Annotated in this window: 10 protein-coding genes; 3 read left to right on the top strand and 7 right to left on the bottom strand. The window is 36.3% G+C overall.

All coding sequences use genetic code 11. From position 1 onward, the window contains the following. Positions 1-37: 37 nt before the first annotated feature. From IWB64_RS14395 to IWB64_RS14365, 7 genes are all read right to left on the bottom strand, one after another. Positions 38-1042, bottom strand: coding sequence for a sugar kinase (locus IWB64_RS14395; protein ID WP_194534659.1), 1005 nt, complete (start codon positions 1040-1042; stop codon positions 38-40). Between the two features lie 224 nt (positions 1043-1266). After that, positions 1267-1620, bottom strand: coding sequence for a TerB family tellurite resistance protein (locus IWB64_RS14390; protein ID WP_194534658.1), 354 nt, complete (start codon positions 1618-1620; stop codon positions 1267-1269). A gap of 18 nt (positions 1621-1638) precedes the next feature. After that, entirely contained in the window at positions 1639-1992 is a 354-nt protein-coding gene (locus IWB64_RS14385; RefSeq protein ID WP_194534657.1) for a TerB family tellurite resistance protein, read from the bottom strand. Positions 1993-2335: 343 nt separating this feature from the next. Further along, positions 2336-2932, bottom strand: a complete 597-nt coding sequence (locus IWB64_RS14380) for a porin family protein (RefSeq protein ID WP_194534656.1) — start codon at positions 2930-2932, stop codon at positions 2336-2338. Between the two features lie 359 nt (positions 2933-3291). After that, positions 3292-3993 (bottom strand): hypothetical protein, encoded by a 702-nt coding sequence (locus IWB64_RS14375; RefSeq protein WP_194534655.1) that lies wholly within the window; start codon positions 3991-3993, stop codon positions 3292-3294. After that, positions 3990-7928, bottom strand: a complete 3939-nt coding sequence (locus IWB64_RS14370) for a M4 family metallopeptidase (protein ID WP_194534654.1) — start codon at positions 7926-7928, stop codon at positions 3990-3992. The genes IWB64_RS14375 and IWB64_RS14370 overlap by 4 nt, the downstream gene beginning before the upstream one ends. 6 nt (positions 7929-7934) lie before the next feature. Beyond that, on the bottom strand, positions 7935-8357 hold the full coding sequence (locus IWB64_RS14365) for a hypothetical protein (RefSeq protein ID WP_194534653.1): 423 nt from the start codon (positions 8355-8357) through the stop codon (positions 7935-7937). Positions 8358-8601: 244 nt separating this feature from the next. Between IWB64_RS14365 and IWB64_RS14360 the strand changes: the two genes are divergently transcribed. From IWB64_RS14360 to IWB64_RS14350, 3 genes are all read left to right on the top strand, one after another. Then, positions 8602-10605 (top strand): tetratricopeptide repeat-containing sensor histidine kinase, encoded by a 2004-nt coding sequence (locus IWB64_RS14360; protein WP_194534652.1) that lies wholly within the window; start codon positions 8602-8604, stop codon positions 10603-10605. Then, on the top strand, positions 10595-11230 hold the full coding sequence (locus IWB64_RS14355; RefSeq protein WP_194534651.1) for a response regulator: 636 nt from the start codon (positions 10595-10597) through the stop codon (positions 11228-11230). The genes IWB64_RS14360 and IWB64_RS14355 overlap by 11 nt, the downstream gene beginning before the upstream one ends. 273 nt (positions 11231-11503) lie before the next feature. After that, positions 11504-11899: a response regulator gene (locus IWB64_RS14350; protein ID WP_194534650.1), complete on the top strand. Its 396-nt coding sequence runs from the start codon at positions 11504-11506 to the stop codon at positions 11897-11899. Positions 11900-11904 lie beyond the last annotated feature (5 nt).

The following is an 11904-nucleotide window of genomic DNA, read 5'->3' as shown; positions in this document are numbered from 1 at the left end:
ATATCCGCATTAAAATAAAGACACTTAGAATTGGCTATTACCTTACCAAGCGTCCTGTTATGTTACCATCTAATATGCTGTTCACTTCTTTTACAGTAGCTAGATTAACATCGCCTTCATAGGTATGTTTTAATGCACATGCAGCACTTGCGAACTCCATAGCTTTATAATCGTCAAAATGTTGTAGCCCATAAATTAGGCCGGCAGCAAAAGCATCTCCTGTTCCTATTCTATCCACAATATGGGTGATGTCAAGATCTTCGGTTTCTCTGAAGTCAACACCATTCCACATTCTTGCTCTTATTTTGTGCCAAGAAGAATTTAATGAGGTTCTAATTTTATCGAACACTTTTTCAATTGTAGGGAAAGCTTCCATTAATTGTTTACTCGCTTCAATAAAATCGTCATTACCGTAACCAAATTCGGTTCCGAGTACTTCATTTATTTCATTAACGCCACCAATAAAAATAGTGGAATAATTAAGTAATTCAGATAATGCTTCTTTAGGGTTTTGGCCGTATTTCCAAAGATCGCTGCGGTAGGTTGGGTCGGCTGAAACAGCCATTCCTTTTTCCCTTGCTAATTTCAATCCTTCCTTAAGAGTGTCAAAAGCTCCTTGTGATAAAGCCGGTGTAATTCCGGTCCAATGCATCCACTCCCCTTTTTTAAGGGCTTTTTCCCAATTTACTTTTTCCGGTCCTATTTCAGAAAATGCAGAGTGTGATCTATTATATGAAATAAGACTGGGTCTAATAACTGCACCAACTTCTAAGAAATAAACGCCTAAAGGACGTTTTGATAGTACAATTGAAGAGGTATCCATACCAAATTGGCGAATATAGGCTATTGCTGTCTCTCCTATAAAGTCTTCTGAAACGGCACTTATATGTTTTACATCTCCACCAAAATTAGAGATTGAAATACCCACATTTAATTCTGTGCCTCCAAAATAAAACTCAACTATATTAGATTGAATAAATTTTTTGTGACCCCTTGGCGAAATGCGCATTAATACTTCACCAAATGTTATAATCTGACCCATACCGTAATTTTGGGACTAAAGTACCTAATGTGAAAGAAATAGGGATTGCATTTTTGAAAAAGATTTTGTTAGATACTTAACTGAAAAACAAGATTTAAATATCCAAATTACGCAAACTGTAATCTGTGCTAGTACAATACGTAAGTCTGTTATGATTACTTAAAAAAAAGGTGGGAAATTATTTTTAATTCATAAATACAATCTCCATCTAAACCTCAACAAAATTACTCCGTCTCCCCTCCTATGCCAATATTCTTAAAAGTCTGAATAATTAAGTGCATTTCATTTTCGTGCAAATGATTATCAGAAATAGCCATTTCTTCAAGAATCTTTGCTAGCACCTTCTTTTTAGGATATGTCATATTGTGAAGGGAAACCAACGCTTCTTCAACCGTTATTTCTTGTGCCTCTTTTATTAAATCAGAGCCCATACCAATATCTTCTTGAAGCTGCTTCATAGCCTCAAGCTCACTAGGATGTATGGTGCCATCAGCCAAGACAACTTGATTGGTCATGACATAAATAGCTTTCTTTTCCAACTCTTCAAATTGTGCTTTTTCCAAATTTTTAGTTTTCATAGTCATCTTGTATCAATATCATTTGTTCATAGATTCAAAAATATAGGCCATCAAACTGGTTTCTTTTGTGTGTTTAAAACCATCAGAAATTGCGGTCCTCTCTAAAATTGATTCTAGATTTTTTTTATTCTCGGGAGTCATTTTCTTCAAAATGGATAAAGCTTGTTCGCTATCAATATTACGGGCTTGCATTATAAAATTGCTATCAAAATCAATTTCCTTCATCAGTTCCGTTAGGGTGGTAATTTCCCCGTCATGAACATGACCATCTGCCAATATCACAGAGTTTATAACATGTACGATGGCTAGTTTTTCTGCCAAGATAAATGCTACTTTTTCTTTAGGTACAAATTGTTGCTTCTTAGCCTTCATAGTGGGAAGATAGTAAATTCTCTGAGAGTGCATCTGGTTTAACAATCACTAATCTCATTAAACCCTATGTTAAAGTTTAAAAGTCCTTACAAAACCAGTTACTTGAGTTGATTCCTTAATGACTTTCATTAGCTGCAGCATGATTAACTTAGATTATTAAAACACGAAGTAGTTTTGTGATAGGATATTTAAACGATGAATCCACAATAAAAAAACCCATATCGATAATTTGATATGGGTTTCAACTGAACCAACTTAAACTTATTTTAGACTCCGTAGAACTACGGAGCCCTTAGATACAAACTAACCCTACTTCCTATGACCGGGTTATTTCTTAATTATTTTACATTCCAAACTTGTAGCCAAAAGAAACTAACAGACTAGAATTTCTAAGCGTTGATAAATCGTTGGCATAAATATTTACAAGTCCAAATTCTGTTACTAAACCTATCTCAAATCTTTCGTCAAAAATAACTCCAACACCAAAATTCAAACCTAAATCAAATGGTTTAAAATAATCATCTACAGGATCCGACCCAATATTTACTTTATTCCCCCCTCTATTAGCTGCTAACATATAACCAATGTTAAAACCCGATTGCGCATATAAATAACCCGAACCACCTAACTCCACTATATCATAGCGTGCATTTATAGGTATTTCTAAATAAAAGGTATTATAAGTGTCTCCCACAGTAGAAGCCCCTTTCTTAGCAAACCCCAGACCAGATCCCACATATAAATCATCTGTTATATCAAATTCTATAGTACCTCCTATTTTCACCCCTAAGGCTCTTCCAAAAAAGTTATTGTCAACCTCATCTGGTGAACTTATATTCGATAATCCAAGCCCTGCCTTTACACCAAAAATTTGTGCATTAGCTGAAAAACTTAGCGAACCAATTAGTAAAATCATAAGTACTTTTACCGACTTTTTCATAATATACATTTTTAAGTTTATGGATGTTCGTGTTCTCGAAACCCTTATTATTTTATAGTGCTAAGGTATCTGAAGACCTGCGTTTTTGAAATACCATGTTGATTGTATTTTTTTCTACTGGATTACCAGTAGAAAGCAAATAGGTTATGAAACAAAAAGAGCCCCGTCTTAATTAAACAGGGCTCTCAACAATAAACGAAACTTAAAATCCAACTTAATTCCCACGATAATAAGAGGGACCAAAAACTCCATTTTCTTCAAATCTAACACTACTATCTTTCGTACGTCCAACCATAAAAATGGTCAAAAGCAATAGAAATTTACAGCTGATTATGAGTCGATTTTTCTTAACTATATTTTTATTCCACCTTAAAATTGAAAATTTCTGATATTGACGTATTGCCTATTGCATCTTCTGTTTTCACTTGCCAATAATACGTTTGGCCAGAAATTACATTCGCAGCTATTGCATTTTCAGTTGTACTCCCAATAGAAACTGTGGGATTAGCATCTGTACCAAAAAACACTTCAAATTCTACAATATCATTATCTACATCATCACCCTTCCATTCCAACGCTATACTAGTATTTACAGAAATCGTCCCTCCCCTACTTGGGTACAAAGCTTCTGCTGGAAATGGCGCGTAATTCACCACGCCTTCACCGGCATTATAAAACTTCCAAGTAGCACTTTCAGGAGCCGTTTCCGAATCATTGCTTTTAGTTACCACAAACCACTCATAGGGCGTATTACTATTCAATGTGATGGTTGATTCGTTACTATTGGATTCTGTTTTTTGAGTATCTCCATTTTCAAGGTTCTTTACAATAACTTCATAGCTATCTGCATTTTCTGAAGCTTGCCATTGAAAAGTAATGGCACTCTGCAAATCGTTGACCGTTGAACCTTCAGTACACTCGGAATTGTTATCCGGGAAAATCAAGGTTACACTACCAGGATCCCCTATTGAGTCCACATCCGGACCATCATCTTTACTGCCTGGGCATGCCGTCATTACCAATAGCACCAGCAAAAACAGTGTTGATTTTAATATTCTCATTGTTTTATGATTTTAAATGTTCTTGTATCTCCGTTTATTTGAACTGACAATACATAAACCCCTGCTGTCAGACTGTTTGCATCAATTATAATGGTGCTCGTATTGGGTTCTATGACCTCTTGTATTACCATTTTACCATCAAAAGTATGCAGTTGAATGGGCACTTCCTGTTCTGAAGTCTTGCCTAATACCACTGAAATTTCACCATTTTCAACAGGGTTAGGATAGATGATAACTTGTTCTTCAAAATCAAGTTCTTCTTCATACACCCCTTGACAATCCTTATCTGTTTTAATGGTGAGTTTTGCGGTAGATGCGTAGACAGGTATGGTCACCTCAGAGGCTGCAGTAACTATCGTTTCCTCATTAAGTGAGATGGTATATTCCTCCGCTCCAGATAAATTGAGTGTTACCGATTTTGCAGTTAAATTCACTTTTGATGTTACCGTAAGTGCCTCTGATGCAGATACATTAACATCATAACAGTTCTTATACCCGGCCTCTCCGTTAACGGTCATACACACCGTATAAGACCCACTTTCTAAATCAGCAAAAGAAACAGAGTTTGTGAAGTTATTGGTTTTACTTACTCCGTTTCCGGTCAATGTTGCTGTATAGTCATAGTCAGCGTTTGCATTGATAGTGATACTACCGTTAGTACTGCCTACACAAGATTCGCCTTTGGTAGAAACCGTGAAGTTATTGCTAGGTAGTGAGAATATTTCACAACCTGTAACATCTACTATAGCACCAAATGGTGTATTAGGGCATAGATCATCTTCATTAACAACGCCATCATTATCTGTGTCATTAGGGTCAATAGAAGTACTCTCCCCTAGACTTACCGTAAAATCTTTTGTAGACCCGTCTTCCGCAGTAACCGTATAAATAAGAGGGTTAGTAAAATCATTTATGGTTACCCCACTTTGTTGGGTAACTCCCGCAACGGTAACCGTTGCCCTACCGGAATGGGCAAATGTGGCCACTAAACTTTGAGGGTTGATGTTATTCGGTAGCTCTATGGTAATGTTATTTCCGTTGATAGCCCCAATTACAGATGGTGCGGTAACATTAAATCTAAAATCGGTTATCTCCTTTTCGCTACTTAGCGTACTTCTAGAACCAACCGTATACCAAACACCCCATTTACCGTTGGGAATCAATTCAACCAAGTTACCTGTAGGCGTCATTTTATCGGTTGCCATATCAATGGACATGATATTTTCATCGCTACCATTATAGGTGTCGAATATAATCTTGTCATCGGTTTTAGAATAATTGGGAAAACCTAATTTATTGTTCTCATATACAACTTGCGAAGTGCCTGTTTCAATATTTGCAGTGATTACCTTATACGTATTTTCAAGAGTATCGAAATAATCAAAAGCCAGAATGTTACCAGAGGTTTTTGAGAAGGAAGGATTACCGATATTTACACCTTCGGGTAAGTTGGAGAATATTTTTTGAATAGCTCCACTACCAAATGTGTTAGAGCTATTATCCCATACATGTAGCGCACCAACATCCCAATACTCTATATCTTCACCATTAGCATTATTCAACCGGTTTAAGGCATCATATACTAAATACTCACCTGAGTAATCCCACTCTAAAGCATCAGGATATAATACTTCACCTGTAGTTACGCCATCGGCAGATGTGGGGTTGTACAATTCAAACTCCTTGAATTCACCACTTACCAAATCTGATATGTAAATAACATTAGACTCATCATTAAAAATCATAGCTAGTTTAGTGCCATCTTTTGAGAGTGCCACCCCACCCCAAAGCGATTCATCAGAAACAACCTCTTCCTGCGGTGCATTTAAATCTAAAGACAGCATATTGACTTTGTTCTCATCCGTCACATAGATGGCAAAACTACCATCGTCTGCAACATTAGGTTTTCTAAAAACGCCAGTAGTCGTTAGTTGATAATACTTTGTAACCTCGGTATCAGAAGCATATAAAGTATAAGGGTCAGTATCTCTAATATCTAAACTTAATATAAACTCATCACCTTCAACAGTTGGGATATCATTATCGGTATCAGTAGCTTCACCCTCAGTAATTCCTACCGTATCAAATGCCGTCTTAGTGGACTGTACTTCTTGTGAATTCTCGCCATGCAGGTCAGTAGCGGATTGAATGATAGCAATTCTTAAATCTATAAACTGAGAAGACACCGTTAAATACGTTTCTAAAGCACGGTAGTATATTTGCTCTGCTTTCTCCTTTCCTATATCGGTAGCAATCAAATAATAGGCTCTATTTACAATACCGCTATTTCTGTGAACCCCACCATTGTCTTCAGACCCGGAATAGAACTCCGTCATATCTTTAGGCTGCCATCCTCTTTCTCCTTGATTGACCCCATTATTGGGGTCTTGCATATCCCGCATGGCTCCAGAAACAAAATACTGAGTATTGACTACATCTTCGCCTATCAACCAATCTTCTCTGTCAATCATAGCGCCGAAAATATCTGCAAAAGATTCATTGATCGCGCCTGACTGATTCTTATACTCTAGGTTTGCGGTAGCCTCAATGACACCGTGAGACATTTCATGACCACCAACATCCAAGGCTCCTGCAAAAGGGCTAAACGCATTTTTACCATTGCCATAAAACATGGCTTTTCCGTTCCAAAAGGCATTGTCAAATCCTTCTTCATTTTCATCAGATACATTTATTACCGAAATTATCGTACCTCCTTGTCCATTAATAGAATTTCTGTTAAACGTATTTTTAAAAAAATTATAGGCCACCTCAGAATTATAATGCGCAGATACCGCTATAGGGTCATTCCAAGTGCTTCCTGTAGTTGTTACATGATAAAGTTTTGCTCCTTCTTCCGGTGGTTTATTTTTCAAATCAAGTGTCACTATGGCCCCAACAGGATTATCTGGCAGTTTTGATTGACTAGCATTGAACATAGATTCAGAAGTGTTGATCATGTAGTTTACACCATCTTCACCATGTGTTTTCAACTGTCTGTTTACCCCGTTCAAATCAGTTCCCGAACCGGTTGTTGGTGGTGCTACCAATGCAGCATGGTTATGGTTTGTTTTTTCATCCTCGTACTTATAGTAAAAACTACAGGTATGGTAGCGCTTTTCTAGAATACGGCCGGATTGTGCATCAACAAAATACTCCCACCTATCTTTTATATTCGGGTGTACCGTTAAATGTCTAGTTAGAATATTCTCGCCTTCAAATGGAAAAATCAATAGTTCTTCTTCGTATTTTGAATCCAATATTGGCATAATATTATGTACAGGTCCTTCAGAAAGTGATACACCTAAATCTCTTTCTACAACTTGTAATGCGTCTTGTACCGTTAGCTTTGGAGTGGTGCTTTCTATTTTAGGCGTAGGTTTATTTCTTCCGTTTAGCGCATTTACTTTATTGCTTTTATCTAAATGTAGAATTACCTCACTACCATATACTTTTATGCCTTGAAAAACCTGTTGCATTTTAATATGCCTCTGCCCTAAAACATCGATTTTATTAGATATCTCAGCAAACTCAGTTTCAGGGTCCTTAATTTTAATAAGGTCCTTTACATCTGCCAAATAGCCTTTTACCACATCCTCAGATGATTGCTTAGCTACCACAGAGGCTACTTCTTTATTTGCCTTGCTCTTAATGAATAGAGGCGTTCCGATTTCAGATTTGCCAGTAACCGTATGTTCATATTTATGATTACCTGAACCCACGTTAAAAACCGAGGGCATTTGAAAATTAGTGCGGCCAGTTATGCTAGACCTCTTTTTGGCCGTAGCCATCTTAGGTATGTTTATTTTTTTTACCGTTCGGTTCTTGGCACTTGTTCCTTTTTGATGTCTTTTATCATCAAAAGTATCTTGTGCGTTTATCGATGCCGTTATAAATAAGGTGAAAATAAAGGTGGTTATATATAGTGTGCTTCTCATAGCTGGTTATTTAATGTGGTTCTTCATCTCATTATAAAATTCTAAATAGGCCTTAGCAGGTTTATGATCATTGGATCCCCAAACGACTTTGTGTTTTATATTTTGATTTACTTCTTCCAAGAAATAATAGCGACTGCCAGGGTGGTCAAAATCGGTTTCGGACAGTGCTAATTCTTCTAACTTTAAAAAGCAGGCATTGGCCTCCTTTTTTGATAGCGGGGCTAATTCCTCTGTTTGTTGGGTTAGCGAATTCGTATGAAATAACTGTCCGTTTTCTAGAAGTATATACCTATCTACTGTTCCGGCCATACCGCCTCCATACCCAAAAACCAATTGTTTGTCAGGTAATTCATCAGAAGTGTATTGCTGAGATTTACAACCTAATAAGGTTAAGAAGAGTAAACCATAAAACAAGAGTGTTCGTTTCATCTTTAAGTATGTGTTTATTTTTAGTGGTTTTTTCGGTAATACTGCTATAATTAATCAGCTTGATGGTTATTAAATACTTCGTATAATTTGCTGATGGCAAGGTATTTTTAAATGCTTGTTTCTGAAATACCATGTTGTTTGTATATTTTTCTACTGGTTTTCCAGTATATTGATTATAGGGTGTTTATAGTGCCGCGTAGTTGTAGTATCTTGGCTGTAAACAAACAAAAACTTCTATACCAAAATGCGCGCTCTAGTATTTGTTTTTATTCTTTTACTATCCTTTACCGGTTCTGCCCAAACGGGACGAGAAGAGCGAATAGATAGTCTAGAAAATGCTTTAAAATTAGTAGGGCAAGATACCACCCGGGTGAATATTCTTAGCGAGTTGGCACGGTCCTACGGTGGCATAGACTCCTTAAAAGCTTTTGAAAAAGGGTTTGCCGCCATTGCGCTTGCGAAAAGAATTAAATATCTAAGAGGTATGGCAGATGCCAATATTAATGTAGCCGGCTGTTACTTAGACTATTTTGATGCTGAGAGTGCAAAAGAATATTTTACGATAGGAAACAATTTTGCCGATAAACTTATTGCAAAAGACTCTTCTGCCAGCAATATGAAAATATGGTTGCGTGGCAAATACAATATAGGTGTAGCCTATGGTTACGAGGGTAATGTAGAAAAGGAAATTGAACTTATTGCGGAAACCATTCCCTACGCACAGAAAATGGGCGATAAAATGTTTGTAGCCAACGCCAATACAAGCCTTGCAATTAAGTATGGGACTATTATGCTTTATAAGAGGGCTTATGAAATGTTTTTAATAAGTCAAAAACAATACGAAGAAGTTGGCACTCCAGAAGATATGCTATATCATAGCTTAGCATTTACATCCGCTTTATCAAGTATGGACTCATTAAAACGTATGAAATCTGTATTGGATATTGCAAAAGTAAATCTAGACCTAATACCCAATTCTTTCTACAAAGGTTCTTATTATGCAGAACTTGGTCTTTACTATGGTAAGTCTGGAGAGTATAAAAAAGCTATAGATGCCTTAAACAAATCTTATGAATTCTACGAAGAGAACACATCAAGCTTTTATTTAAAACTGCTCTATCAGAGGTATGCCTCAACTTATAATAAAATGGGGGATTTTAAAAAGGCCAAAGAATACACTTTAAAGTATATTAACTTTAGTGACAATAAACATTCGTTTAGTGACAAAACTGGCTCTTACTTTAGTTTAGCTAAATATGAAGCTGCACTTAACAATTATCAATCAGCTTATAATTACTTAAAGGATTATGTAATAGCAGTAGATAGTATCAGGGTTGGAGAACTGGGAAATGACATGCAGTTATTGGAAGTACAATATAAAACCGCCACAAAAGAGAAAGAAATTCTTGCTCTTAAAAATGAAAAAAGTGAAGCTGCATTAGCTTTACAGGTAAAAAAGTCCCAAACCTACTTATTAGGTGCTACTGCCAGTATACTAGCGTTGTTGCTTTTTTTAGGTTTCTACGCCTATAACGATAAACTTAGAAGAGCAAGAAAAAAAGAACGTGAACAAGAAAAAGAAGTCGCTCTTCTAAAGCAAAAGCAAGAAAACGAAGTGTTTTCTGCCATGATAGAAGGTCAGGAAAAAGAACGAAAAAGGCTAGCTATTGACTTACATGATGGCTTAGGCGGAAGATTATCTGGTATTAGCATGAATTTGTCCAAACTAGATAAGGACGAACCAAAGGAATACCCTAAGACTCAACTAAAAAAGGTAATGAAAGATCTTGATGACTCCCTAACGGAGTTGCGCTCTATTGCCCGTAATATGATGCCGGAAACTTTGGTCAAATTTGGACTTAAAGCGGCACTTAAAGATTATTGCAGCAGCATGACCGGTAATGATACAAAAGTAACTTTACAATTTTACGGTACTGAAAAAGGTATAGGATTAAACGAACAAGTTACCATGTACCGTGTAATTCAAGAGTTGATTAACAACGCCATAAAGCATGCCCATGCTTCTGATGTTTTAGTACAATATATGAGAGATGGCAATAAAGTTGATATTACCGTAGAGGATAATGGTGTTGGCTTTAATAAAGAAAACATAGTAACTAAAGATGGTGGTATGGGGCTCTCTAACCTTAGAACAAGAGTAGCCTACTTAAAAGGCGATTTAGAATTTCACTCAGAAGAAAATGAAGGAACTACAGTTAACGTCCAAATCAATGTAGATGCAGCATAAACCTATACATATTTTAATAGTTGATGATCACCCTATGGTGATTGAAGGGCTTAAAACATTATTAAGTGATGATGAGCGTGTTACCGTAAAAACGCATTTTGTGAACGGAACGGACACCCTTTCTTATTTAGAAAAAGATACTGCCGATGTTATTTTGCTGGATGTAAACCTACCCGATATTAATGGTGTTGAAATGGTTACTAAGATACTGAACATAAGAGCTAATGTTGGTATTATTGGCCTTAGCACCTATAGTGAGCCCAGTATCATTAACCAAATGATTAAGAACGGCGTAAAGGGTTATTTACTAAAAAACGCTACGGCAGATGAATTGGTGAATGCCATTAGCCAAGTACACCAAGGTAATTTCTATTTTGGTAGTGAGGTACAAAAAATTCTTGCGGATTCCGTTACACAAGAAAGAACGGACTTGCCAAAACTTACCCGAAGAGAAAAGCATGTGCTCACTTTAATTGCCGAAGGAAAAACCACAAATACCATTGGGGAGGAGTTGTTTATAAGTCCGCTTACCGTGGAAACGCACAGACGCAATCTCATGCAAAAACTTGAAGTTTCTAATGCGGCATCGCTTATAAAAGTTGCCGTAGAGCGAAAATTAATTTAAAATAATTAAATCTAAAATAAAACAATACAAACCATGACAAAGACCAAGAAAACATCAATGATAACAAAGCATATTTAGCTTTTTATATATCAAAATGAGAAGCTTAAATGACCCCTATAGTTGACAATTTGCTTAAAATTTTGCATATTCGCAATGGTTTTTCCTAAAATTTAAAATATAATGGGAAAACTGACTAAAGAAAGATTATAGTATGAAACATGGTTAATAAAGCAAATAACAATTTATACTTAATAAATCTATAATCCCCGTACTATGATTAATTCTATTGTACTTGTAGATGACAACACCACTACAAATTACATTCACGAGACCTACTTAAAACGTGTAAACTGTGCGGCAAATATTCTTTCCTTTACCAAGGGGAAATCTGCTCTTGAACACCTCTCAAATTTAAAAATGTTTCCTGAACTCATATTTGTAGATATTAATATGCCAACTATGGATGTTTGGGAATTTATGGATGTCTATGAAGAGATAGATATGTCCCTGAAAATCAACACCAGAGTAATTATATTAACTACCTCTATCGCTCCTTCCGACAAAGAGAAAATGGAACAATACAAACAGATTGATGCCATGATGTATAAACCGCTGAACGAATCAGCTATCAGGCAAATTATGACAGAATACTTTAATCTAACATTATAATACTC

Origin of the sequence: Zobellia nedashkovskayae (genome assembly GCF_015330125.1) — a bacterium.
Taxonomy (GTDB): domain Bacteria; phylum Bacteroidota; class Bacteroidia; order Flavobacteriales; family Flavobacteriaceae; genus Zobellia; species Zobellia nedashkovskayae.
This window is presented reverse-complemented; position numbering and strand designations above follow the sequence as displayed.

Bases quoted from the DNA above. Each gene is read 5' to 3' on its own strand.
- IWB64_RS14395 (WP_194534659.1), bottom strand. From the start codon at position 1,042: ATGGGTCAGATTATAACATTTGGTGAAGTATTAATGCGCATTTCGCCA.
- IWB64_RS14390 (WP_194534658.1), bottom strand. From the start codon at position 1,620: ATGAAAACTAAAAATTTGGAAAAAGCACAATTTGAAGAGTTGGAAAAG.
- IWB64_RS14385 (WP_194534657.1), bottom strand. From the start codon at position 1,992: ATGAAGGCTAAGAAGCAACAATTTGTACCTAAAGAAAAAGTAGCATTT.
- IWB64_RS14380 (WP_194534656.1), bottom strand. From the start codon at position 2,932: ATGAAAAAGTCGGTAAAAGTACTTATGATTTTACTAATTGGTTCGCTA.
- IWB64_RS14375 (WP_194534655.1), bottom strand. From the start codon at position 3,993: ATGAGAATATTAAAATCAACACTGTTTTTGCTGGTGCTATTGGTAATG.
- IWB64_RS14370 (WP_194534654.1), bottom strand. From the start codon at position 7,928: ATGAGAAGCACACTATATATAACCACCTTTATTTTCACCTTATTTATA.
- IWB64_RS14365 (WP_194534653.1), bottom strand. From the start codon at position 8,357: ATGAAACGAACACTCTTGTTTTATGGTTTACTCTTCTTAACCTTATTA.
- IWB64_RS14360 (WP_194534652.1), top strand. From the start codon at position 8,602: ATGCGCGCTCTAGTATTTGTTTTTATTCTTTTACTATCCTTTACCGGT.
- IWB64_RS14355 (WP_194534651.1), top strand. From the start codon at position 10,595: ATGCAGCATAAACCTATACATATTTTAATAGTTGATGATCACCCTATG.
- IWB64_RS14350 (WP_194534650.1), top strand. From the start codon at position 11,504: ATGATTAATTCTATTGTACTTGTAGATGACAACACCACTACAAATTAC.